Source organism: Falsiroseomonas algicola, from assembly GCF_011040385.1.
Classification (GTDB): Bacteria; Pseudomonadota; Alphaproteobacteria; order Acetobacterales; family Acetobacteraceae; genus Falsiroseomonas; species Falsiroseomonas algicola.
Genome location: NZ_JAAIKB010000002.1, coordinates 327,763 through 350,829 on the forward strand (window position 1 = coordinate 327,763; position 23,067 = coordinate 350,829).

Consider the following 23,067-nt stretch of genomic DNA (forward strand, 5'->3'; position numbering starts at 1 on the left):
CGCTCAGCCCTCCACCTTCAGGCCGTTGAGGATCATGTCGAAATAGGCATCCGCGATCTGCGGCGCAGACATTCCCTTCTCCGGCTTGTACCAGCGGTGCATCCAGTTGAGCGAAGACAAGATCAGCCGGCCGGCCAGCGGCACGTCCAGCGGCCGCAACTCGCCGGCCTCGATCGCCGCCTGAATCAGGCCGCGCAGCAGGTTCTCGTAGCGGTCGCGCCACATCATGCGCTCCTTCTGCCGGCGCTGCTCCGGGTCGTTCCAGAAAGCGGTGGTGGAGGCGACCCAGGCCCAGCGGTAGCGCTGGAAGTATTCGCCGGTCGCGACCATGAAGCCGCGGATGCGCTCGATCGGCCGGGCGCCCTCCGGCAGGCGGTCGAAGACAAATTGGTAGAGTTCCCGCGTGGAGCCCAGCGTGATGCGGGCGTAGATCTCATCCTTGTCCTTGAAGTGATGATAGAGCAGGGATTTGGAGATGCCGCAGGCCTCGGCGATGTCCCGCATCGAGGTGCCGTCATAGCCCGTGGTGGCAAAGAGCCGCGCGGATTCCGAGAGGATCTGCAGGATGCGCTCAGCCCCGTCCAGCGGCTCCGCTGCCTGGGCTTTCACTGCCGCGCGCGCCATGCGTCACCTCCTGCTCCACCGGCCGACCATCTGGCGCTATTGCGGCGCCCTGGCAAGGATCGACCGGACGGTCAGGTGTTCCGGCTTACTCCAGGACTAGGCCCACGCGTCGGATCACGCGGCCCCAGGCTTCGGCTTCCGTCGCGATCTGCGCGGTGAAGGAAGCAGGCGTGTTCGTCTCGATCGTCGCACCCTCATGCGCCAGGCCCTGCCAGAGCTCCGGATCCGCCATCGCGGCGACGGCGGCCGCATGGGTGCGCTCCAGCACCGGTGCCGGCAGCCCGGCCGGGGCGAACAGGCCATACCAGTGCTGCTGGCCGGTATCGGCCAGCCCTGCCTCCGCGAAGCTCGGCACGTCCGGCAGCGCGCCCACGCGGCCTTCGCCGGTCACGGCCAGGACCTTGACGCGACCATCCCGCGCGATGGAGAGCCAGGCAGGGATGCCGTCGATCGCGAGCGGGATGTCGCCCCGCATCACGCCCTGCTGCATCGCGGGCGTGCCGCGATAGGGCACGTCGAGCAGTTCGATCCCGGCCGCGATCTTCAGCGCCTCCCCGGTCAGGTGCGTGGAGTTGCCGCGCCCCGTGATGCCGTAGTGCAGGGGCTCCGGCGCTGCGCGGGCCAGGGCGACGGCGCCGGCCATGTCCGTAGTGGCGAAGGTCGGGCTGGCATAGAGGGCGAGGCGGGTTCGGGCCAGCATGGTGATGGGCTGGAACTGCGCAAGATCGTAGCTCAGCCGCCGATAGAGATGCGGATTGGCCGCGAAGGTGGTGGAGGCCGTCATCATCAGCGTGAGCCCATCGGCGGGCGAGGCGGCGACATGCTCCGCCCCCAGCATGGTACTGGCACCGCCGCGGTTATCCACGATGACGGCCTGGCCGAGCCGGGGCGCGATCCCCTGCGCGAGGCGGCGCGCAAACAGATCGGGCCCGCTGCCGGCGCTGTAGGGCACGACGATGCGTACCGGACGACCCTGCGCCCATGCCACACCAGTCAAGGGCAGGCCGGCCAGACCCGCCAGCGCCACGCGCCTTCCCATGCGATGCTGCATCACGCTTCCTCCTGCCTCGGACGACATTTGGCAGGAGCTGACCGATCGGTCAATCAGCCTCGGCGCGCCCCAGGCTGCGCGGCAGTGCGGCGACGAGGAAGTCGAGGAAGGCACGCGTCTTGGCCGGAAGCAGGCTGGTCTGGCGGAAGACTGCGAAGATGCCGAGTTCGAAGCCCGTATTCGTCACGCGTAGATGTGGCAGCAGGCGCGTCAGGCGGCCTGCCTCCAGCTCCTCCCGCACGGTATAGTCATCCAGCAGCGCGATGCCGTGGCCGGCCAGCGCCATCTGGCGCAGTACCTCGCCGTTGTTGGCGGAGAAGCGCGCCGCGATGCGCAGCTCCTCGAGCACGCCCTGGTCGAGGAAGCGCCAGACGACATCCTCCGGCCCCATCCAGTAGGCGAGGCAGTGATGCGCCAGCAGGTCGCGCGGAGAGCGAAGCGCGGGCATGCGGGTGAGGTAGTCCGGGCTGGCGACCAGAACGCGTTCGCTGCGCAGCAGGCGGCGCTGCATCAGGTGGCGTTCGGGGGGCGCACCGATGCGCAGGTCGACGTCGATGTCATCCTCGGCCAGCCGCGCGGCGTGCTCCGCCAGGCGCAGTTCCACCCGCAGCTCGGGATAGCGTTCCTGGAAGGCCGGGATCAGCGGCGCCACCACGCGCATGCCGAACATGAGGCGTGAATGGACGCGAAGCGTGCCGCGTGGCGTGGCCTGCAGCGCCGCGGCCGCGGCCTCGGCCTCCGCGATGTCCTGCAGGATCGGCTCCAGCCGCGCCAAGTATTCCCGGCCGGCCTCCGTCAGAGCGAGGGAACGGCTGGTGCGGTTCAGCAGCTGCGTGCCGAGCGATGCCTCCAGCGCCGCGACCTGCCGGGAAACGGCAGCCGGCGACAGCCCCGCGCGCCGACCGGCGGCAGAGAAGCTGCCTTCCCGGACGGCGCTGGCAAAAAGCTCCATCGCCTGCAGACGCCGCATCGCCCACCTTTACCGAAAACGCACAGATGCTGCTCTCACTTAACCCATTGTTGCGCGGATCGGCCAGGGCCTAGGCTCCTCCCATCAAGGGAGGGACAGGTCCATGGAATTCGGCATCTTCATCCTGATGCAGCAGCGCGGGTATCATCAGAGCTCCGCCGACGTGCTGCTCGCCGCGACCGAGCAGACCATCGCCGCGGACCAGGCCGGCATCGACGCCGCCTGGTATGCGGAGCACCACTTCTCCAACTACGGGCTCTGCGGTTCGCCCCTGATGATGGTGGCGCATATGGCGTCGCAGACGAAGCGCATCCGCCTGGGCAGCGCCATCTGCGTGTTGCCGATGTACCATCCGCTGCGGCTGCTCACGGAAGTGGGCTTCTGCGACACGGTGACGAATGGCCGGCTGAATTTCGGCGTGGGCTCCGGCTACCAGAAGTTCGAATTCGATCGCTTCGGCGTGGACATCGCCGACGCGCCCGCGATGTTCCACGAATTGCTGGACATCATGAAGCTGGGCCTGACGCAGAAGGGCTTCAGCTACGAGGGCAAGCATTTCCAGCTGCCGCTGACCTCCATCAGCATGCGCTGCGTCCAGCAGCCCATGCCGCCGATCTGGGTCGCGGCCTCCCACGCCGAGACGCAGGCCCGCACGATCCGGGAGGGCTACAACCTCTTCGTCACCGCGCTGCTGAACGGCACCGATCGGCTCCAGCAGATGCGGGACAACCTCTCTGCCATCGCGGTCAAGGAAGGCAAGCGGATAGAGGACACCACGCTCGGCCTGCTGCGCTGCGCCTATGTCAGCGACAGCAAGGCGGAGGTGATGAGCTACCTCGAGAATGCGCGCTACCAGCGCCGCATCTCGGAGGCACTGAAGTTCCGTCGCGCCCAGTCCGATGACGGCTTCCTGGTGAAGGAGGAAGAATCGCCCAACGACCTGACGCTGGACCAGATGCACGACAACCTGCCGGTCGGCAGCGTGGATCGCGTGGTGGAGCGGATGGTGCAGGAGATCCGCATCCTCAAACCGAAGCACGTCGCCATCCAGACGCAACTCGGCGATTTCGACCACAAGACCATGATGAAGCAGATCGAGCTGTGGGGCACGCGCATCATCCCCGCGATCCGCAAGGAACTCGGCGTGGACGCGCCGGTGGCGACTCTGGCCGCGGAGTGAGGCGGTTCCAATCCCCATCGGGAAGGACGGGGCGGTGGCGATGGACGATCCCGGCAAGTTGCAGCTCTTGACGAGCCGCTTCAACCGCTGTGCGACAGGTTTGGCGGCTGCGGAACCGGGGCTTGAACCATCCGAACGGCGCGGCGGTGAACCGGGATCGGTGCCGCCTGCCCTGCTGCTTTCGATGGCATGGTGGCGGACAGCACGCCGCTTGCCAGACCACTTCGCTGGCCAGCATGGAGATTGCGCAGAGCTGCGGCCCGATCGATGCGATGGCGCGGGTCTTCGCTCACGTGACGTCTACGAAGGCGGTACGCCCGGTTTGTGATCGGGCGGCCCGCCTCCGCCGCTGCTGTCGCTCCTGGTGCCATCCGCAGCAGCCGGGAATTACCAAGCATATCGCTCATTGCGTTGACAATCGGTAGTGCCGGCAGCCGTTGCAATGACGCGGGCTGAAGCCCCGTACGGTTCAGTTTCTACGGCATGCCAACGCCGTATCCGTCATCGGGGAACCGACATCGATGAGGCTGCGCAGGCTCATACCGTGAGCGCATCCGCCGCGCGGTCTTCCGAGGTCGCGCATGGGGTGTAACGGCCCGCTTCCGACGCAACGGTGGGCCGCTCCGCGCTGTGGCCTAGTCGTTCGCCGTCACCGCGCCGTCCGCTCTGTGACTGATCCGTTCGGACCCAGCATCGTCTCTTGAGATTCGGCGGATGTCGACTGCCGGACTATCAGCCTAGCCGGAATACGCAGATCCTGTGGACCGTCGCTGGGAGGTGAGGCCGGCATGGCGCGCTTCACGGCTTCCTCGACGATCAGGTCCACTGGCTGCTGAACGGTAGTAAGCAGGTAGCGTGGCCAGGACGCCATGGCGACATCATCGAAGCCTGCCACCTTGATGTCCGCCGGAATGCGCAGGCCAAGCCTGTCCCGCAGCGCATCCATGCCGCCTGTCGCCAGGATGTCATTGGCGAAAAACACGGCTTCGGGCTGCCTCCACAGGCACAGGCCCTCCGCCGCCCGCCAACCCGCGGTGTAGCTGTATTCGCCGGCGGTCACGGCTTCCGTCAGCGTCATGCCATGTTCGGCAATGCGAGTGATGAAGGCGTCGCGGCGTTCGCGCGCAATGACGGTGTGTTCCAGCCCGCCGACATAGGCCACGCGGCGCACGCCAATCGCGTGGAAATGGTCGGCGATGTCACGCGTGCCGGCTACGCTGTCGCAGCTGACGGATTGCAGGTCCGTCTCGCCCGCGACGCGGTTGACAAGCAGCATGCGGCGCCCTTCCGCCGCCCAGAGCAAGTCGCGCGCAGACAGCACGGTCGCAGAGATGACGATGAGGGAGGAGATGTTGTGCAGCCGCAGCGCGGCCAGTTGCTGCTTCACGTCGGCGCCGGGCGTGACGTTGAACAGCAGGGCCTGGAGCCCGGCTTCCTGCAGCCGCTGTGTCAGCCGGTCGAGCAGCGTCGAGTAGAACGGGTTGGCGAAATCGGAAATGACGATGCCGACCACGTCGCGGCGTTCACCCGTCAGGTTCCGCGCGATCGGGTGGGGGCTGTAGCCGAGCCGCTTGGCCGCGGAGAGGATGCGCGCACGCATCTCCGGCGCGATGGAGGCGGCGGGGTTGAAGGCGCGTGAGACGGCGGACTGGCTCACGCCGATCAACTGGGCGAGATCGCGGGAGGTCAGGGGGCGCTCATGCATGCCAACATGAACCATGATTGCATCATTGATGCAAGGCTGCGGCCGCCTGACACAGGACTTATCGGTCGTGAATTCTCGACAGTATGGCCGCATGACGGAACTTATTTGCCCGAAACGCCAGCTGATGGCTTGCGTCCCGGCCTGCGCGGCTCGTGGTGAGTGCGTGTAGAAGAGGTGTTGCAAGCGGTTTCATGCTCATCTAGCGTCATCGCAAGACATCGGCAGCCGGGGCAACCGGCCGGCACGGTGGAGGAAGTGGGAGCCAAGGAAATGCCGGACCATGCTCTGCATGGCCTCCGTGTGGTCGATGCCTCTGAATCGATTGCCGGCCAGTACTGCGCGCGGCTCTTCGCCGATTTCGGCGCCGAGGTCGTGCTGGCCGAGCCGGCGGACGGCTCCGTCATCCGCCAAAAGCCGCCTTTCTCAGTAACCGGTGGCGACTCCCTGACTTTCCTGCATCTCAATTCAGGTAAGCACTCCATTGTGCTGACGGCGCTGCCGGAGCGGGAGCGCGAGGCGCTGCTCGCCGCCGCCGATGTCGTGATCCTGCCGTCGTCGCGCCCTGGATCGCTGTCCGGCCTGTCGCCATCCTGCGTGACGGTCGATGTGACGCCCTTCGGTCGCGAAGGGCCGCGCGCGGGCTGGGCAGGGCCGGAGATCGTCATCCAGGCGCTGTCCGGCATGATGTTCAACAATGGCGAGGATGGTCGCGAGCCGCTCTATGGCTGCGGGGACCGTTCCTCCTACGCCGCCGGCCTCGCGGCCTATATCGGCGCGCTGGCGGCGCTGCAGGCGCGGGAGGAGCGCGGCGGCGGCCAGCATGTCGACATCACGGCTGCCGAGACCGCCGCGGCCACCTGCTTCCCGCACGCCTTCCAGCACATCTACAGCGGCACGCTCCGCACCCGTGCGGATCGGACCAATCCCTGCGGCCAGATCCTTTGCCGCGATGGCTGGGTCTGCATCTGGATCTACAACCACCGCTGGGTGCGCTTTTGCGAGACGGTCGGGCTGCAGCACCTCATCCCCGACGACCGCTTCGCCGATCCGGTGATCCGCCGCCAGAACTGGGTGGAGCTCTTCGCGATCATCCAGGCGCATCTCGGCGGGGAGGAGGCCGAGGCGCTGGTGGACCGGCTGCAGCGCGCCGACGTCATCGCCGCCAAATCCTATCGACTGACGGAACTGCCGGTGCAGAAGCACCTGGCAGAGCGCGGCTACTGGGAGAGCCTGCCGGACGGGCGGCGCATCCTCGGCCCGACCTTCAGGCTGTCGCGCACGCCGCGCCGCGTCCGCGGCGGCCCGCCTGCGCTGGGGCAGGGGAAGGTTGCGTGGGATCCGCGCCCCGTCCGCGAGGGATTGGTGCAGGCGCCGCGCGCTGCTGCCGGAACCGGCCCCTTGTCGGGCCTGCGCGTGATGGAGCTGACCACCGCCTGGGCGGGGCCGATGGCGGGCCGCGTCCTCGGCTTCCTCGGCGCCGAATGCATCCACATCGAATCGCCGAACCGCGTGAATTCCTGGCGCCTGAACAAGGAACGCCCGAACCCCGACAACTTCCCGGCGGGCGAGCCGGGGGAGCGGCCCTATGACCGCTCCTTCCTCTTCAACTCGCAGAACGTCAACAAGCTCTCCTGCATCCTCGATCTCAAGACGCAGGAAGGGCGCGCCATCGCGAAGCGCCTCGCCGCCGCCTGCGATGTCGTCATCTGCAACTTCCGCCCCGGAACGCTCGCCAAGCTCGGGCTGGATTATGAAAGCCTGCGCGCGCTGCGCCCCGACATGATCGTGGCGGAACTGCCGGCCTTCGGCCTGTCCGGCCCGCTGTCCAACCATGCAGCGCTTGGCCCGACCATGGAGATGGCGGCCGGCATGTCGAGCCTGGTCGGATACCGGGATGGCCAGCCGGAGACGACGGGCCCCTCATATCTCGACCCCATCGGCGGCTTCAACACGGCGGCCGCGATCCTCACCGCGCTCCGCCACCGGCAGCGCACCGGCGAGGGGCAGCATGTAGAGGTCCCGCAGGTCGAGGCCGCGATGCATCTGATCGGCGGCGAAATCCTGTCCGCGGCCGAGACCGGCCAGGATCCCGTCCGTGACGGCAACCGCTTGCCGCATGCGGCGCCGCATGATGCCTTCCCTTGTGCGGGCCATGAATCCTGGGTCGCCATCGCCGTTCGTGACGATCGCGAATGGCGCGACCTGTGCCAGGCGATGGGGCGAGACGATCTCTCCGCCGATCCGCGCTTCGCGACGCATGCCGACCGCAAGCGGCATGAGGATGAGCTGACCGCGGTGATCGCGGCCTGGTCCTGCGACAGGGATGCGCAGGCGATCGCCGACCAGCTGCAGAGCGCCGGCGTGCCGGCCGCCGCCGTGCAGAAGCCGCGCGACGTAGCGCAGGATTGCCAGCTCTCGCATCGCGGGTTCTTCCATCGGCTGGCGCATCCCGATGCAGGGGAGCATCCGCATCCGGGCCTGCCTTTCCGCCTCAGTGCCACGCCTGGCAGCCAGCGCCGCGCCGCACCGGCCTTCGGCCAGCACACCGACGATGTGCTGGCGCGCATCGCGGGCCTCAGCGCGGAGGAAATCAGGCTGGCCTGGGCCACGAAGGCGACGGCGACCGCGCCGTTGCCGGGCGGTTGAGGCGACGCCATGACAGCCACCATCGCCGATCCGATCGCGCTCACCATTCGGCTGGACGCCAATCCCCGCTACAGCGGCAGCGTGCATGACGATGCCGTGGCGCGCCGCATGGGCTACCGCGCCGCGCTGGTCCCGGGCGCCTTCCTCTATGGCCATTTCAGCCGCGTCGCCGTCGATCTCTGGGGCGTGGATTGGATCGCCCGTGGTGCCATGGGGGCGACCTTCCGCCGCCCCGTCTACAACGGCGACGACGTGACCATCACCTGCGCGCCCGGCGATGATGGCTCGATCCGCCTGTCGATGATCGGCGTCGATGGCCAGGTGGCGGCAGAAGGCTGGATCGCGCCGCCATCTGCGGGCGAAGCGCCGTCTTTGACGGACTGGCCGATGCTGCCGCTGCCGCTCCCGCAGGAGCGTCCATCGGTCACCATTCACGACCGGCTTGCCGGGCGCCGGGGTGGCACGGCGGGATCGGTGGCGACGGAGGCGGAGATCCTGGAATCGCGGGTGGCCTTCGATGAGACGCATCCGATCTATGCCAGCACGGGGATCGCGCATCCCGGCTTCCTGATGCGGCGCGCGATGTTCGAGGTGAATGGCAGCTTCCGCTGGCCAGGCCCCATCGTGCTCACGGGCTGCGAGGCGCGGCATTTCGCGGCCCTGACGCCCGGCCAGCGCTTCGAGACATCGAGCGTGATCGTCGAGACCTTCGTACGGCGCGGCAAGCACTACGTCGTGACCGACGAGGTTGTGCTGGCCGATGGCCGTCCCGCGGCGCGGTTCCGGCGCACGCAGCTCTACGGGCGGGACGCGGCCAATGCGTGAAGAACGCCCCTTGCCAGCCGGATCGCACCTGTCGTCAGATCGTGGCAGCGGTGCAGGACAAGCTTCGCGTCCTGCGCGACAGAAGAATGAACAATCGGGTGGAAACGCGGGCAGCGCGGACCAAACACGGTCCACGACGTGCCCGGCCAGGAAGGTAAAGCCATGGCGGTAGCTCGCGCGACGATCAAGACCGTCGAGCCGTTCCAGGTCGCATGGTCCGCGGATGACCCGCCGGGCAGCCGCAGCGCCTTCGTGCGCATCACCACGACCGATGGCGTCGTCGGCTATGGCGAGGCATCGCCCATGCAGGGCGGCCTGCATTCCCTTGGCATCATCGAACGGGACTTGGCACCCGGCCTGATCGGCGCCGATGCCTTCGACCAGGCGGTGCTGCATGACCGCCTGTTCCACAAGAACATCAAGCTGGGCCCCGAAGGCGCGCTGACGGGGGCGCTGGCGGCCGTCGACATCGCGCTGTGGGACATCAAGGGCAAGGTGCTCGGCCTGCCCATCGCGAAGATGCTGGGCGGCGCCTGGCGCAGCGAGGTGGCTTTCTATTCCTCCGTCGGCGGCAATGCGCGCCGCACGGTGGAGGAGGTGGTGAAGGTGGTGGAAGGCCGCTTCCAGCGGGAGAAGCCCTCCGCCATCAAGGTCCGGCGTGACGGCGATCGTTCCAAGCTGGATCTCGACATTCCCGGCGACATCGCCAAGGCGAAGGCCGTACGCAGGCTGGTGGGGGATGACTTCCCGCTCGCCTGGGACGCCAACAACGGCTACTCGGTCGGCGGCGCGATCAGGGTGGGCCGGGCGCTCGAAGAACTCGGCTATATCTGGTTCGAGGAGCCTGTGCAGCACTACGACGTGCGCAACATGGGTGAGGTCGCGCAGCGCCTCGACATCACCGTCTCCGCGGCCGAACAGACCTATACGACGCAGGCCCTGGTGGACATCATCAGTGCCGGTGTCCGCATGGTGCAGCCCGACATCGTCAAGATGGGTGGCATTACCGGGCTGATGCAGTGCGCCGCGATCTGCTACGCGCATGGCGTTGAACTGGTCCCACACCAGACGCAGCCGACGATCGGCCATGTCGCCAACCTGCATGTGCTCGCCGCCATCATGCATCTGACGAAGCCTGCGGAATATGCGGACGGGTCGGGCCGCATGGACGCGGCCTTTCCCGATCTGCCGAAGCCGCAGGGCGGGCAGTTCACCATCCCGGACGGACCCGGGCTCGGCATCCAGATCGATGACGGCGAACTCAGGCGACGCACCGCCTGACAGCGACCGCGCAACAGGGAGGAAAGAACCATGAATCGCCGTGAAGTGCTCAAGCTTGGCAGCGCCGCCTTCGCGGCAAGCATGGCTGGCGTCGCGTCATCCCATGCACAGGAAGCGGATGTGCTCCGCATCGGCATCGCCGCCGCCCGCCCGCGGCACAGCGACCCGAACCTGACCACGCAGGGATCGGACAACTGGGCGACCGAGCAGATGTACGAACAGCTCGTGCGCCCGGATGACGGCCGCTTCGCCGTGACGCCGGAGGAGAACATCCCGACGCTGGCGATCAGCTGGACGCAGTCCGAGGATGCGCTGACCTGGCGCTTCCGGCTGCGGGAAGGCGTGCAGTTCCACAAGGGCTACGGGGAGATGACGTCGGAGGACGTCGTCTACTCCTACCAGCGCGCGATCACCGGCGGCACGAATACGACGATCCTCGCGAATGTCGCGGATGTGCAGCCGGATGGCCGCTACGGCGTCGTCATCCGGCTGAAGAGCCCTGATGCCAGCTTCCTCGGATCCACCGCCTTTCTGAACAACACCTCCATCGTCTCCAAGAAGGCGGCGACGGAGATGGGAGAGCGGTTCACGACGGACGCGGTCGGTACTGGCCCCTATGAACTGGTCCGCTTCGACACCAATGGCGCCATCATCATGAAGCGCCATGAGGGCTACTGGGGCCAGAAGGCGAAGATCGGCAACGTCGAGTGCGTGTACATCGCCGACACCACGGCGCGGACGCTCGCGCTGCTCGCCGGCCGCATCGACATGATGGAGGCGGTGCGCGCCCCGGGTTGGGTGCAATCTATGTTGCAGCGTGACCGCACGCTGAAGATGGATATGACGGCGCCAGGTTCCTTCAACACGCTGCATGTGAACCTGACGAGGGCCCCCTTCGGCAATCTGAAGGTCCGCCAGGCATTGATGCACGCCATCAACCGCCCCGCCGTGTCGCAGGCGCTGGCCCCGATGGGCGGCGTGATGGCGTGCCTGCAGCCGCCCGGTTTCCCCGCTGGCTTCACGACCGAACAGCTGCCGCCGGAACTACGCTACCCCCACGACCCACGCCGCGCCCGCGCGCTGCTGGCGGAAGCGGGTTTTCCGAACGGGATCAGCTTCTCCGCGAACAGCAGCCGGCGGGAGGACTATTCCTCCACCATGCTCATCGTGCAGGAACAGCTGCGCGCGGCGGGCTTCAACATGGATTTGAAGATCGGCGACCACACCGCGTATCACGCCGATAATCGCTCGGACAAGAATACGCTGGCGATGCATTCGTCGAGCTACCCGCCCATCCCGACGCAGCTCTACCAGCAGCAACTGGCGGCGGCGTCGGTGGTGAAGGCGGATGGCTCGGGTGGCGGCAATTACAGCCATTACGGCGTCGCGATGCCCGGCATCGACGGGCTGCTCGACCGCGCGCTGAAGACCTCGAGCTTCCGGGACTATGAAGCCATCTGCAAGGAGATCGAGCTTCAGGTCCTGCGCGACCTGCCGCTCATCGGGCTGTCCACCCTGTCCTTCACCGTAGCCCGTCGCGGCAACATCGACCTCGGCTACGAGGTGAAGGGCGGCTATGCCCGCTGGCGCTTCCACCGCGCCACGAAGCGCGTCTGAACGGCGGGGGAGCACAGCATGGGCCACTTCCTCCTTCGACGCCTGTTCGATGCGGTGCCGACGGTCCTGCTGGTGCTGACCCTCGTCTTTGCCGCGATGCGCATCCTGCCGGGCGATCCGGCGCTGGCGGCGCTGGGCGACAATGCGTTGCCCGAACAGCTGGCCGCCTTCCGCGAGCAGTTCGGGCTGAACCAGCCCCTGTGGCGGCAATATCTCGATTTCCTTGGCGGCGTGCTGACCTTCGACCTCGGGCGGTCGCTGCTGCACAGCCGCCCGGTGCTGGAGATGCTGGCCCATGCGCTGCCCTTCACCATCGAGCTGACGATCGTCGCCACCTTCATCGGCGTGACCATCGGCGTGCCGCTCGGCGTGCTCGCCGCCACGCGGCGCAACCGGCTGCCGGATTCCGGCGTGCGGCTGTTCTCCCTCGTGGGATATGCGGTGCCTGACTTCTATCTCGGCGCCCTGCTGCTTATCACCTTCTCGCTCAACCTCGGCCTGTTCCCGATCAGCGGTGGCGGAGAGGGTTTCTGGGATCGCATGTACCATGTGCTGCTGCCCGCCATCACGCTCGCCTTCCTGAAGGCGGCCTTCATCGGCAAGCTGACGCGCACCTCCCTGCTGGAGGTCTTCGGCAAGGACTATGTCCGCACCGCCCGCGCCAAGGGCGCGCGGGAAGGCCGCGTCATCTACCGCCATGCGCTGCGCAACGCGCTGCTGCCGCTGACCACGGGCCTCGGCATCAGCCTGCTGGCGACGCTGTCGGGATCCGTGGCGGTGGAACTCGTGTTCAACCGACCCGGCATCGGCACGCTGCTGATCGGCGCCATCAGCGAACGCGACTACGCCGTCATCCAGGGCGGCATCATCGTCTTCGCGCTTCTCGTCGTCTTCGTGAACCTGCTGATCGATCTGCTCTACATCGCCGTCGATCCGAGGCTGAGGGTGCAGGCATGAGCGCCGTGACCGAACGCCTTGACCTGCTGGCGCCGGAGCCCTCCCGCCTGGCCATCGTGCGGATGGTCATCCTCAACAGGCCGAGCACCATCGCTGCGGTCTGCCTGATTCTCGTCTTCGTGGCGATCGCAACCGCCGCGCCCCTGATCGCGCCCTATGATCCGCTGGCGCAGAGCTACATCAAGATCAACCAGTCGCCCTCCTGGGAGCATTGGCTGGGCACCGACCAGTTCGGCCGCGACGTACTGTCCCGCATGATCTACGGGTCCCGCAATTCGCTGATCATCGGCGTGCTCGCGCCGCTGGTCGCGGCCATCATCGGCACGACGCTGGGCGTGGTGGCGGGCTTCTTCGGTGGGATCATCGATCGCGTCATCTCCCGCCTCGTGGACCTGCTCATCTCCTTCCCGGAACTGCTGCTGGCCATCATCATCGCGGCCGCCCTCGGTGGCGGCTTCTGGAACATCGTCATCGTGCTGGCCGCCGCCTTCGTACCGAATTTCGCGCGGGTGGCCCGGGCGCAGACCATGGCGGTGCGGGCGGAGCCCTATGTGGAAGCGGCCGTCGCCTCCGGCGTCACGCAGCTCCGCATCATCATGCGCCACATCATCCCGAATATCGCCGCCCCGATCGTGGTGCTGATGACGCTCTGGACCGCCTCTGCCATCCGGCTCGAAGCCTCGCTGAGCTTCCTCGGCCTCGGCACACAGGCGCCGCAGCCGAGCTGGGGCAACATCATCCGCGACGGGCTGAACAATTTGTTCGGATCGCCCTGGCCCGTGATCGGCGCGGGCCTCGCCATCACCAGCGTCGTGCTCGCCTTCAATCTGCTGGGCGACACGATCCGCGATGTGCTGGACCCGGAGACCTCCCCATGACCGCCGCGGTGGAGGATCGCCCGCTGCTGCGGGTGGATAGGCTGAGCGTCGAGTTCGGCGGCCCCGCCGCGCGGCTGCGCGTGGTGGATGAGGTGAGCTTCGACATCGAGGCGGGAGAGACCGTGGGCCTGGTCGGCGAGTCAGGCTCGGGCAAATCCATCACCGCCCTGTCCATCCTCCGCCTGGTGCCGGAGCCGCCGAGCCACCTGGCTGGCGGGCGCGTGCTGCTGGATGGCGTCGACCTCACGACCCTGCCGCGCGACCAGCTGCCGGATATCCGTGGCCGCGACATCGCAATGATCTTCCAGGAACCGATGAGCAGCCTGAACCCGGTGCAGCGCATCGGCGACCAGGTGGCGGAGGCGATCCTGCTGCATCAGAAGCTGGATGCCGCTTCGCGCCGTGCGCGCGTGCTGGACCTGCTGCGCCTGGTCGGCATCCCCGATCCCTCACGGCGCATCGATGCCTATCCGCACCAGTTCTCAGGCGGCATGCGCCAGCGCGTGATGATCGCCATGGCGCTGGCCTGCAACCCGCGCCTGCTGATCGCGGATGAGCCGACCACGGCGCTCGATGTCACCATCCAGGCGCAGGTGCTGGCGCTGCTGCGGGACCTCAAGACCGAATTCGGCACGGCCATCCTGCTGATCACCCATGATCTCGGCGTGGTCGCGGAATCCTGCCAGCGTGTGGTCGTGATGTATGCGGGACGGGTGGTGGAGAGCGGCCCGGTCCGGGCGATCTTCCGCAACCCGTCCCATCCCTATACGCGCGCCCTGCTGCAATCCATCCCGCGGTTGGATGAGGAGCGGCGGCGCCTGCACCAGATCCCCGGCAATGTCCCTCCACCTGGCCCGCTACGCGCCGGCTGCGCCTTCCACACGCGCTGCGCGGAACGGCTCCTGCGCTGCGCCACGGACCGGCCGCCCATGATGCAACTCGGCGGTGGCCACCAGGCCGCCTGCTGGCTGGCAGGCCCGATGGCACAGGCGCCGATGGCCCAGGCGGTGACGCCATGACCGGACCGCTGCTCTCCGTCCGCGACCTTCGCAAGGTGTTCAATGCGCAGGCCGGGTTCGGGCGTCCGTCGGCCGGCGTTCGCGCCGTCGACGGCATATCCTTCGATGTCGAGCCCGGGGAAACGCTGGCGCTGGTTGGCGAGTCCGGCTGCGGCAAGTCCACGCTCGGGCGGCTGATCCTGCAACTCATCCCGGCCAGTGGAGGCCAGGTGATGTTCGAGGGGGTGGACCTTGTCCATCTCGGCACGCGTCCGTTGCGCGAGATGCGGCGCCGGATGCAGATGGTGTTCCAGGACCCCTTCGGATCGCTCAGCCCGCGGCGCAGCGTGGCCGACATCGTGGCGGAGCCAATCGATTCCTTCGGCCTGGCGCCATCGCGGAAGGCGAGGCGGGAGATGGTGGCGGATTTGCTCCACCAGGTCGGCCTGCCATCGTCGGTGATGGACCGCTACCCCCGGCAGTTCTCCGGCGGGCAGCGGCAGCGCATCGGCATCGCGCGCGCCATCGCGGCCGGGCCCTCCTTCATCGTGGCGGATGAACCGGTCTCGGCGCTCGATGTCTCCGTGCAGGCGCAGGTGATCAACCTGATGCAGGATCTGCAGGAAAGCCGCGGCCTCACCTACCTGTTCATCGCGCATGACCTGGCGGTGGTGCGGCACATCGCGACGCGGGTCGCGGTGATGTATCTCGGCCGCATCGTGGAGATCGGCCCCAAGGCGCGGGTCTATGCCGCGCCCCACCACCCCTACACCCAGGCGCTGCTCTCCGCGGCGCCGAACCCCGACCCCGATATTCCGAAGCGCCAGATCATCCTGACGGGCGACGTGCCAAGCCCGAGCAACGCACCGAGCGGCTGCGCCTTCCACACGCGCTGCCCGATCGCGCAGGCACGCTGCCGGATGGAAGCGCCGGAGTTGCGCCCAGTCGGCGGCGGCCACCAGGCCGCCTGCCACTTCGCGACGGATCACCCGATCCCGGTGCCCTCCTGACGCGGCATCACGTCAGTCCCGCGCGGCCCAGTTCATGCCGCGGCGGAGGATGGTGCGCATCGACGGCACTTCCAGCTCCGCCGCGACATGGCCGAGGGAGGAGTAGAAGACGCGGCCCTTGCCGTGGCGGCGCTTCCACACGACGGGCATGACATGGCCCGCGATCCAGTCGGCGTGTTCGCCGCTGAAGGTCGTCGTCGCTAGCACCTCGTTGTTCGGATCGACATGCATGTAGTACTGCTCCGACCGGTAGGGGAAATCGCTGATCCCCTGCATGATCGGATCATCGGGCTTCGTGATCTGCACAGTGTAGTCTATGATGTTGCCGGGATGCGCGACCCATTGGCCGCCGACCATGAACTGGTAGCGCACCTCGTTGCGGAAGCTGTCGGCCATCTGGCCGTGGAAGCCCGCGAGCCCCGTGCCGGCGCGCACCGCATTCGACAGGCCCTCCACCTCCTCCTTCTCGATGGTGGACATGGTCACCATCGGGACGATGAGGTTGAAGTCGCCGAGCGCGGGGTCGGTATAGGCTTCCGTGGTGTTCTCTAGCACCACGTCGAAGCCGTCCTCCTTCAGCATCGCGGCCACGATGTCCGCGCATTCCTTGGGCTGGTGGCCGGGCCAGCCGCCCCAGACGATCAGGGCCTGCTTGGTCATGGATGTTTCCTCCGGTTCAGTCGAGATCGCCGAGCACGCTGCGCGCGGGCAGGGGCGCGGGCCGCTCGCAGCGGCTTTCGATCGGGATGGTGCGGCCTTCGTCGCTGGAACGGCCGAAAGCCTCCATGATCTCCAGCACGTGGTAGGCGACATCGCCATTGCAGCGATGCGGGCGGCCGGAACGGATGGCGCGCGCCATGTCGGCCAGGCCGAGGATGCGGAAATTGCCGTCGGCAAAGCCGTGGGAGAGTGGCATATCTGCCCAGGGTTCGCGTCGCTTAGCGAGCGCGACCGTGCCGCCGAAGCGGTTGGGATCAGGCACGACGATCGTGCCCTCCGTCCCGTAGATCTCCATGTTGCCATGGCGATGCTGCCAGACATCGAAGCTGGTGGTCACCGCGATCACAGCGCCGTTCACGAAGTGCAGCAGCCCGGTGACATGGGTCGGCGTCTCGACCTTGATCACCTCGCCGGTCTTCGGCCCGCTGCCGACCATGCGCTCCGCGAAGCCGCTGGTGGTGGCGCCGATGACGTGGGCAACGGGGCCAAGCAGGTTGATGAGGTTGGTCAGGTAGTAGGGCCCCATGTCGAACATCGGCCCGCCGCCCGGCGCGTAGTAGAAGGCGGGGTCGGGATGCCAATGCTCATGCCCGTGGTTGAGCATGAAGGCGGTGCCCGAAAGTGGCGTGCCGATCGCGCCGTCATCGATCAGCTTGCGCGCGGTCTGGTGCGCGCCGCCAAGGAAGGTGTCCGGCGCGCTGCCGACGCGCAGCCCCGCCTTGGCCGCTTCCTCCAGCAGCGTTCGGCCCTCCGCCGTGGAGGTCGCGAGCGGCTTCTCGGTGTGCACATGCTTGCCCGCGCGGATGGCAGCGAGGCCGACGGGCACATGCGCCTGGGGCGTGGTGAGGTTCAGCACCACCTCGATCGCGGGATCGGCCAGCAGCGCCTCCACCGTGGTGGCGCGCAGGTTGAACTCCGTCGCGCGGCGCTGCGCCTGCTCCGCGTTCATGTCGGCGCAGCAGGTGATGGCGAGTTCGGGAAACATTGGCGCGGTGCGCAGATAGGCGGCGCTGATGTTGCCGCAGCCGATCAGGCCGACGGTCACCGGTTTCATGGCTCGTTTCCTCCATGCCCCATCATGTCGTGGCGTTCCACGGGGCTTCGTAGATTCGGCGAAGCATGATGGTGGCGGCACCGCGCGCCCACATCTCGTCGCCCCAGCTGTGGAACAGGATCTCCGTCCCGTCCTTCAGCGTCGGCAGCATGTTCTCCGCCACCGCTTCCAGCAGCGGCTCGCGCAGCAGCGGGCCGGCGCGCAGACCCTCACCTGTCAGGATGACGCGCGGCGGGTTGAGCAGGTTCACCAGGTTGCTGACGGCGATGCCGATCGCCTGGCCGGCGCCGCGGAACAGCGCGGCCGCGGCCACCTCGCCCGCCAGCGCACGCTGGACCAGGCCCTCGATCCGGTCGGGCGCATCGTCTCCCTGCGGCAGCAGCCCGGCCTCCTCCGCCATGCGCAGCAGGCCCCAGTCGGAGGCATAGGCATCCAGGCAGCCGCGCAGGCCGCAGCGGCAGGGCAGCCCGCCCGGCACCAGCCTGGTATGGCCCAGCGCCGGCCCGATCCCATGCGCGCCGCGATAGAGCTTGCCATCGACGATCAGACCAAGGCCGATCGTGTTCTCCACGGTGACGACGGCAAAGGCCGTCTGGTCCCGCCCCAGGCCGAACCAGTGTTCCGCGACGGCCACGAGGTTCGCGTCATTCTCCAGCAGCACGGGCACGCCGAGGCGGCGGGAAACCGCCGCGGCGAAGGGCGCGGGCGTGCCGCCCAGCACGGGGCTCCAGTGGGAGACACCGTCGATGCCGTCGATCACGCCGGGCAGGCCCACGCCGACGCCGCTGATGCGGTCCATCGCCAGCCCGGCATCCGCCACGCAACGCCGCACGCCATCCTCCACCAGGTCGGCCACCACCTCCGGCGATTGCCGCGCGACGCGGATGGGCAGCACCAGGCTGCTCAGACTGCCGCCGCGCGCGTCGGTGACGGCGATGCCGATGCGGAAGGCCGTGAGCTTCACGCCGACGACGGTGTAGGCAGCGGGGTTGAGACCGAGCAGGACCCGCGGGCGCCCGCGCACGGCATCGCCGCCGGGGGCGACATGATGGATGTCGATCAGCCCTTCCTCCATCAGCTGCGCCGTGATGGCGGAGACGGAGGCGGGGCTGAGGTCGGTGCGGGCGGCGATTTCCACCCGCGCGATCGGGCCATCGCGCCGGATGGTGTCGATCACGTGGTAGCGGTTGATCGCCCGCATGAGCTCCGGATCGGCCGTTTTCATGCGGACGTCGTGTTCTCCCAAGGCGGGGAGGATCGGGTGGGGCTGCGGCGCCGGTCAAGGTGTTTAATCAGGCGGGCGAAAATAATGAACGTCGGAGCCGCAGTATTGCAGATCATGGTTGACGTGGCCGCTGGCCGGTCGTCATCTTTCTAAGGAGCCCGAAATAACCAAGCGCCGGAACGGCGCGATGGAGGAAACGATGCGTATGTGGCTGCGCTCAGCCGTCCTATGCACGGCGCTGATGGTCTCCTCGCTTCCCGCCTTCGCCCAGACCACCATCCGATGGTTCATCTCGGAAAGCACGCCCGAGACCACCGTCTGGCAGCGCGACGTGGCGCGACGCTACCAGGAAGCCAACCCGAATGTCCGCTTCAATATCGAGGTGATGTCGGGCGAGCCCTACAAGGCGAAGCTCACGACGTCCCTGCAATCCAACGACCGGCCGCATCTGATCTACACCTGGGGCGGCGGCGTGATGTTCGCGCAGGTGGAAGCGGGCCTGCTGCAGGACATCACGGACCGCATCCGCGGCCCCTGGGCGGACAGCTTGAACCAGGGCGCCGTGGAGGCGCTGAGCTATCGCGGCCGCGTCTATGGCGCGCCGTCGCACCAGACGATGGTGGCGCTGTTCTACAACCGCCGCCTGCTCGCCCAGGCGGGCGTGGAGCCTGAGAGCCTGCGGACCTGGGACGGGATGCTGGAAGCGGTGCGCAAGCTCCGCGCCGCGGGCATCCAGCCCTTCAGCGCCGGCGGGTCCGACAAATGGCCGCTGAACATGATCTGGGCCAGCCTGTCGCTGCGCGTCGGCGGCCGCCAGGCCTTCGAGGCTGCGTTGGCCCGCACCGGCCAGGGCTTCAACGGCCCCGACTTCCTGCGGGCCAGCGAGCTCTTCAAGCAGCTGATCGATCTTCAGCCCTTCCAGCGCGGCTTCCTCGGCGATACCGCGCCGCAGGCGGCCGGGCAGTTCGGTGATGGCCGCGTGGCGCTCCAGGTCATGGGCAACTGGTTCGTCAACACGCAGCGTACGCAGAGCGCGAACCAGCAGGGCGTGCCGGATGCCGATTTCGGCTGGTTGCCATTCCCGGAGGTGCCGGGTGGCCGCGCGGCCAGCAACGACGTCGTCGGCGGCGTGAACGGCTTCCTGGTGACGCGCGGCGCGCCGCCGGAGGCGGTGGACTTCCTGCGCTTCTACACCAGCCCCGCCGTCCAGCGTGAAGCGGCGGAACGCGGCTTCTTCATCCCGGCTTCCCGAGGCGCCGGCGAGGCGCTGCAGAACCGCATGCTGCGGGAGATCGCGGGCTACCTCTCCCGCGCCGCCTATGTGCAGAACTTCTACGACCAGATGCTTGGCCCGTCGGTCGGCCGCGTGGCCAACGACACCTCCGCCGACCTGGCCGTGGGCCGCATCACGCCGCGCCAGGTCGGGCGGCTGATCCAGGATGCCTGGGAACTGGAGCGGTAAGGAGGAGGCGGGACCGTGAGCGGCGCGAGCACCCTGCCGGCCGGCGTCGCACTCGGCACCGCCGAGCGCCGGCGCGGCCGGCGGCGGGCGGCGCTGTCCCGTACCGCGACGGCGGGCGGCTTCCTGCTGCCCGCCACGCTTCTGTTCACGTTGTTCGTCGTGCTGCCGGTGGTGGAAGCCGCCTGGTACAGCTTCTACCGCTGGAACGGCTACGGCACGCCGACGAACTGGGTGGGCTGGCGGAACTACGAATTGCTGTTCAGCAACGCCGTCTTCGCCTCCGCCGCCACCAACACGATGATGGTGGTCGCCGTCTCCCTGCTACTGCAATTGCCGCTGGCGCTGTGGCTGGCGATGCTGGTGGCGCGCGGCGGGCGCGGCAGCACGATCTTCCGCACCATCTTCTTCCTGCCCTATGTGCTGGGGGAGGTCGCGGCCGGCCTGATCTGGCGCTTCATCTTTGATGGCAATGTCGGGCTGATTGCCGCCGCCGCGCGCGCCCTGGGCTTCGAGCCGCCCTTCCTTCTCGCCGATCCCGACATGGCGATCTACACGATCCTTGCCGTCGTGGTCTGGAAGTATTTCGGCTTCCACATGATGATCTATGTCGCGGGGCTGCAAGACATCCCGCGGGAGTTGAAGGAAGCCGCGGCGATCGACGGCGCGTCACGCTGGCAGTCCTTCCGCTACGTCATCCTGCCCATGCTGTGGCCGGCGATCCGCATCTCCATCTTCTTCTCGGTCGTGGGCTCCTTGCAGCTCTTCGACGTGGTGATGCCGCTGACGGGCGGCGGGCCCTCCAACGCCACGCATACCGTGGTCAGCTTCCAGTACACCTTCGGCATCACGCGCATGAATATCGGCTTCGGCAGCGCTGTCGGCGTGGTGCTCTTCCTGGCCTGCGTCGGCTTCACCCTGATCTACCGGCGTTTCGTGCTGCGGGAGCGTGACTGATGCGCGATGAATCATTGCTGCTGCGCCATCTCTCGCTGCTGCTGGTCGCGGGCTTCGTGCTGGTGCCGCTTGTGACCGTCGCGATCGGCGGCTTCAAGACCATGGGCGAGTTGCGGGTGAACCCCTTCGGCCTGCCGGAATCCTGGTTCCCCGACAATTACCTCTCCTCGCTGTTCAGCCAGCGTCTCTGGCTCTCGCTCGGCAATTCGGTGCTGCTGGCGCTGGGGACCGTGGTGCTGACGCTCATCGTCTCCACCATGGCGGCCTTCGCCTTCGCGCAGATCCACTTCCTCGGCAAGAAACTGCTCTTCTCCTACTTCCTGATGGGTCTGCTCTTCCCGGCCGCGACAGCGATCCTGCCGCTCTTCATCCGCGTGAGAAATCTCGGCCTGCTCGATACCTATTGGGGCGTCATCCTGCCGCAGACCGCCTTCGGCCTCGGCATGGCGATCCTGCTGCTCTGGGGCTTCTTCCGGCAACTGCCGGAAGCGCTGTGGGATGCCGCCACCATCGATGGCTGCGGCTATGCGCGCTTCCTGTGGCATGTGGTGCTGCCGCTGTCGCGGCCCATCCTGGCGACAGTCGCCGTCTTCTCCCTCGTGCATAGCTGGAACAGCTACCTGCTGCCGCTGACGCTGCTGAACTCGTCCCGCTCCTATCCCTGGACGCTCACCATCATGGATTTCGCCGGCGAATACTCCACCGACTGGCCGATGATCCTGGCCTTCATCACCTTGACGCTCGTCCCCGCCGTGGTCTTCTTCCTTGTCGCGCAGAAGCAGATCGTCGCCGGGCTCACGAGCGGTGCCGTGAAGGGCTGATGCCCGACCAAGAGACCGGAGGAAACAACGATATGCGGACCATCAGGGGCCCTGCCATCTTCCTCGCCCAGTTCGCGGGTGACGCCGACCCCTACAACAGCCTGGCCGGCATGGCGCGCTGGGCCGCCGGCCATGGCTACAAGGGCGTGCAGATCCCCTCCTGGGACTGGCGCCTCTTCGACCTCGCCAAGGCCGCGGAGAGCCGCGGCTATTGCGAGGAGGTGCTGGGCATCCTCGGCGAGCACGGCCTCGCGCTCACCGAATTGTCGACGCATCTGCAGGGCCAGCTCGTCGCCGTGCATCCCGCCTATGACCTCGCCTTCGATGGCTTCGCGGCGCCGGAGGTGCGGGGCAAGCCGCAGGCGCGCCAGGCCTGGGCGGTGGAGCAGATGAAGCTGGCGGCGCGGGCTTCGCGCAACCTCGGCCTGACGGCGCATGCCACCTTCTCCGGCGCGCTCGCCTGGCCCTTCATCTATCCATGGCCGCAGCGTCCCGCCGGTCTCGTGGAGACCGCCTTCGACGAACTCGCCGCGCGCTGGCGCCCCATCCTCGATGCTTTCGACGAAGCGGGCGTCGATGTCTGCTATGAGATCCATCCCGGCGAGGATCTGCATGATGGCGCGAGCTTCGAGATGTTCCTGGAGCGCGTCGGCAACCACCCGCGCTGCAACATCCTCTATGACCCCAGCCACTTCGTGCTGCAGCAGCTCGACTACCTCGACTACATCGACATCTACCATCAGCGCATCCGCGCCTTCCACGCGAAGGACGCGGAGTTCAACCCGACCGGGCGGCAGGGCGTCTATGGCGGCTTCCAGCCCTGGGTGAAGCGGGCGGGCCGCTTCCGGTCGCTGGGTGACGGGCAGGTGGATTTCGCGGCGATCTTCTCCAAGCTCTCGCAATACGGCTATGACGGCTGGGCGGTGCTGGAATGGGAATGCTGCATCAAGGACAGCGAACAGGGCGCCGCGGAAGGCGGGCCCTTCATCGCCAACCACATCATCCAGGTGGCGTCTCGCGCCTTCGATGATTTCGCCGCCAGCGGCGTGGACATGGCGACCAACCGCAAGCTGCTGGGGATCGGCTGAG

At 67.6% G+C, this 23,067-nt stretch carries 20 protein-coding genes; 13 read left to right on the top strand and 7 right to left on the bottom strand.

Features of this window, described 5'->3' with window-relative positions:
- Positions 1-3: 3 nt before the first annotated feature.
- The 3 genes from G3576_RS06885 to G3576_RS06895 form a co-directional block, all read right to left on the bottom strand.
- A complete protein-coding gene (locus G3576_RS06885; protein WP_164693610.1) occupies positions 4-624 on the bottom strand; it encodes a TetR/AcrR family transcriptional regulator in 621 nt (206 codons plus the stop codon).
- 85 nt (positions 625-709) lie between these two features.
- A complete protein-coding gene (locus G3576_RS06890; RefSeq protein WP_164693611.1) occupies positions 710-1,675 on the bottom strand; it encodes a Bug family tripartite tricarboxylate transporter substrate binding protein in 966 nt (321 codons plus the stop codon).
- 49 nt (positions 1,676-1,724) lie between these two features.
- Positions 1,725-2,645 (bottom strand): LysR family transcriptional regulator, encoded by a 921-nt coding sequence (locus G3576_RS06895; protein WP_164693612.1) that lies wholly within the window; start codon positions 2,643-2,645, stop codon positions 1,725-1,727.
- A 103-nt stretch (positions 2,646-2,748) separates the two neighbouring features.
- Here G3576_RS06895 and G3576_RS06900 point away from each other — a divergent pair, with 103 nt between their 5' ends.
- Positions 2,749-3,825: an LLM class flavin-dependent oxidoreductase gene (locus G3576_RS06900; protein ID WP_164693613.1), complete on the top strand. Its 1,077-nt coding sequence runs from the start codon at positions 2,749-2,751 to the stop codon at positions 3,823-3,825.
- A gap of 649 nt (positions 3,826-4,474) precedes the next feature.
- Here G3576_RS06900 and G3576_RS06905 read toward each other — a convergent pair.
- Positions 4,475-5,530 (bottom strand): LacI family DNA-binding transcriptional regulator, encoded by a 1,056-nt coding sequence (locus tag G3576_RS06905; protein ID WP_164693614.1) that lies wholly within the window; start codon positions 5,528-5,530, stop codon positions 4,475-4,477.
- A 270-nt stretch (positions 5,531-5,800) separates the two neighbouring features.
- Here G3576_RS06905 and G3576_RS06910 point away from each other — a divergent pair, with 270 nt between their 5' ends.
- The 8 genes from G3576_RS06910 (at position 5,801) to G3576_RS06945 (ending at position 15,742) form a co-directional block, all read left to right on the top strand.
- Complete coding sequence (locus G3576_RS06910) at positions 5,801-8,176, top strand: CaiB/BaiF CoA transferase family protein (protein ID WP_164693615.1); 2,376 nt, start codon at positions 5,801-5,803, stop codon at positions 8,174-8,176.
- Between the two features lie 9 nt (positions 8,177-8,185).
- Positions 8,186-9,001, top strand: coding sequence for a hotdog family protein (locus G3576_RS06915; RefSeq protein ID WP_164693616.1), 816 nt, complete (start codon positions 8,186-8,188; stop codon positions 8,999-9,001).
- A gap of 162 nt (positions 9,002-9,163) precedes the next feature.
- The gene (locus G3576_RS06920; protein ID WP_164693617.1) at positions 9,164-10,282 is read left to right on the top strand and encodes a mandelate racemase/muconate lactonizing enzyme family protein; all 1,119 of its coding nucleotides are present in this window, start codon (positions 9,164-9,166) and stop codon (positions 10,280-10,282) included.
- 30 nt (positions 10,283-10,312) lie between these two features.
- The gene (locus G3576_RS06925; protein ID WP_164693618.1) at positions 10,313-11,899 is read left to right on the top strand and encodes an ABC transporter substrate-binding protein; all 1,587 of its coding nucleotides are present in this window, start codon (positions 10,313-10,315) and stop codon (positions 11,897-11,899) included.
- A gap of 18 nt (positions 11,900-11,917) precedes the next feature.
- Entirely contained in the window at positions 11,918-12,856 is a 939-nt protein-coding gene (locus tag G3576_RS06930) for an ABC transporter permease (protein ID WP_164693619.1), read from the top strand.
- Entirely contained in the window at positions 12,853-13,734 is an 882-nt protein-coding gene (locus tag G3576_RS06935) for an ABC transporter permease (protein WP_164693620.1), read from the top strand. The genes G3576_RS06930 and G3576_RS06935 overlap by 4 nt, the downstream gene beginning before the upstream one ends.
- Positions 13,731-14,753: an ABC transporter ATP-binding protein gene (locus tag G3576_RS06940; protein ID WP_164693621.1), complete on the top strand. Its 1,023-nt coding sequence runs from the start codon at positions 13,731-13,733 to the stop codon at positions 14,751-14,753. Before G3576_RS06935 ends, G3576_RS06940 begins: the two co-directional genes overlap by 4 nt.
- Positions 14,750-15,742, top strand: coding sequence for an ABC transporter ATP-binding protein (locus G3576_RS06945; protein WP_164693622.1), 993 nt, complete (start codon positions 14,750-14,752; stop codon positions 15,740-15,742). Before G3576_RS06940 ends, G3576_RS06945 begins: the two co-directional genes overlap by 4 nt.
- A gap of 12 nt (positions 15,743-15,754) precedes the next feature.
- Here the strand turns inward: G3576_RS06945 and G3576_RS06950 are convergent, their stop codons facing one another.
- From G3576_RS06950 to G3576_RS06960, 3 genes are read right to left on the bottom strand one after another with little or no spacing between them, the layout of a single operon-like run.
- A complete protein-coding gene (locus tag G3576_RS06950; RefSeq protein ID WP_164693623.1) occupies positions 15,755-16,402 on the bottom strand; it encodes a ThuA domain-containing protein in 648 nt (215 codons plus the stop codon).
- A gap of 16 nt (positions 16,403-16,418) precedes the next feature.
- Positions 16,419-17,516, bottom strand: a complete 1,098-nt coding sequence (locus G3576_RS06955) for a Gfo/Idh/MocA family protein (protein WP_164693624.1) — start codon at positions 17,514-17,516, stop codon at positions 16,419-16,421.
- Positions 17,517-17,538: 22 nt separating this feature from the next.
- Positions 17,539-18,741 carry an ROK family transcriptional regulator gene (locus G3576_RS06960; protein ID WP_164693625.1) on the bottom strand — a complete coding sequence of 401 codons (1,203 nt, stop codon included), beginning with the start codon at positions 18,739-18,741 and terminating at the stop codon, positions 17,539-17,541.
- A 205-nt stretch (positions 18,742-18,946) separates the two neighbouring features.
- Here G3576_RS06960 and G3576_RS06965 point away from each other — a divergent pair, with 205 nt between their 5' ends.
- The 4 genes from G3576_RS06965 to G3576_RS06980 are packed head-to-tail and all read left to right on the top strand — an operon-like array spanning position 18,947 to position 23,066.
- Positions 18,947-20,203, top strand: a complete 1,257-nt coding sequence (locus tag G3576_RS06965) for an ABC transporter substrate-binding protein (protein ID WP_164693626.1) — start codon at positions 18,947-18,949, stop codon at positions 20,201-20,203.
- A gap of 15 nt (positions 20,204-20,218) precedes the next feature.
- Complete coding sequence (locus G3576_RS31550; protein ID WP_207622697.1) at positions 20,219-21,157, top strand: carbohydrate ABC transporter permease; 939 nt, start codon at positions 20,219-20,221, stop codon at positions 21,155-21,157.
- Complete coding sequence (locus G3576_RS06975; RefSeq protein ID WP_164693627.1) at positions 21,157-21,978, top strand: carbohydrate ABC transporter permease; 822 nt, start codon at positions 21,157-21,159, stop codon at positions 21,976-21,978. Before G3576_RS31550 ends, G3576_RS06975 begins: the two co-directional genes overlap by 1 nt.
- Before the next feature lie 32 nt (positions 21,979-22,010).
- Positions 22,011-23,066 carry a sugar phosphate isomerase/epimerase family protein gene (locus G3576_RS06980; protein WP_164693628.1) on the top strand — a complete coding sequence of 352 codons (1,056 nt, stop codon included), beginning with the start codon at positions 22,011-22,013 and terminating at the stop codon, positions 23,064-23,066.
- Position 23,067 lies beyond the last annotated feature (1 nt).

Bases quoted from the DNA above. Each gene is read 5' to 3' on its own strand.
- G3576_RS06900 (WP_164693613.1), top strand. From the start codon at position 2,749: ATGGAATTCGGCATCTTCATCCTGATGCAGCAGCGCGGGTATCATCAG.
- G3576_RS06890 (WP_164693611.1), bottom strand. From the start codon at position 1,675: ATGCAGCATCGCATGGGAAGGCGCGTGGCGCTGGCGGGTCTGGCCGGC.
- G3576_RS06960 (WP_164693625.1), bottom strand. From the start codon at position 18,741: ATGAAAACGGCCGATCCGGAGCTCATGCGGGCGATCAACCGCTACCAC.
- G3576_RS06935 (WP_164693620.1), top strand. From the start codon at position 12,853: ATGAGCGCCGTGACCGAACGCCTTGACCTGCTGGCGCCGGAGCCCTCC.
- G3576_RS06975 (WP_164693627.1), top strand. From the start codon at position 21,157: ATGCGCGATGAATCATTGCTGCTGCGCCATCTCTCGCTGCTGCTGGTC.
- G3576_RS06920 (WP_164693617.1), top strand. From the start codon at position 9,164: ATGGCGGTAGCTCGCGCGACGATCAAGACCGTCGAGCCGTTCCAGGTC.
- G3576_RS06965 (WP_164693626.1), top strand. From the start codon at position 18,947: ATGTGGCTGCGCTCAGCCGTCCTATGCACGGCGCTGATGGTCTCCTCG.
- G3576_RS06910 (WP_164693615.1), top strand. From the start codon at position 5,801: ATGCCGGACCATGCTCTGCATGGCCTCCGTGTGGTCGATGCCTCTGAA.
- G3576_RS06980 (WP_164693628.1), top strand. From the start codon at position 22,011: ATGCGGACCATCAGGGGCCCTGCCATCTTCCTCGCCCAGTTCGCGGGT.
- G3576_RS06945 (WP_164693622.1), top strand. From the start codon at position 14,750: ATGACCGGACCGCTGCTCTCCGTCCGCGACCTTCGCAAGGTGTTCAAT.
- G3576_RS06925 (WP_164693618.1), top strand. From the start codon at position 10,313: ATGAATCGCCGTGAAGTGCTCAAGCTTGGCAGCGCCGCCTTCGCGGCA.
- G3576_RS06895 (WP_164693612.1), bottom strand. From the start codon at position 2,645: ATGCGGCGTCTGCAGGCGATGGAGCTTTTTGCCAGCGCCGTCCGGGAA.
- G3576_RS06915 (WP_164693616.1), top strand. From the start codon at position 8,186: ATGACAGCCACCATCGCCGATCCGATCGCGCTCACCATTCGGCTGGAC.
- G3576_RS06905 (WP_164693614.1), bottom strand. From the start codon at position 5,530: ATGCATGAGCGCCCCCTGACCTCCCGCGATCTCGCCCAGTTGATCGGC.
- G3576_RS06950 (WP_164693623.1), bottom strand. From the start codon at position 16,402: ATGACCAAGCAGGCCCTGATCGTCTGGGGCGGCTGGCCCGGCCACCAG.
- G3576_RS06955 (WP_164693624.1), bottom strand. From the start codon at position 17,516: ATGAAACCGGTGACCGTCGGCCTGATCGGCTGCGGCAACATCAGCGCC.
- G3576_RS06930 (WP_164693619.1), top strand. From the start codon at position 11,918: ATGGGCCACTTCCTCCTTCGACGCCTGTTCGATGCGGTGCCGACGGTC.
- G3576_RS06940 (WP_164693621.1), top strand. From the start codon at position 13,731: ATGACCGCCGCGGTGGAGGATCGCCCGCTGCTGCGGGTGGATAGGCTG.
- G3576_RS06885 (WP_164693610.1), bottom strand. From the start codon at position 624: ATGGCGCGCGCGGCAGTGAAAGCCCAGGCAGCGGAGCCGCTGGACGGG.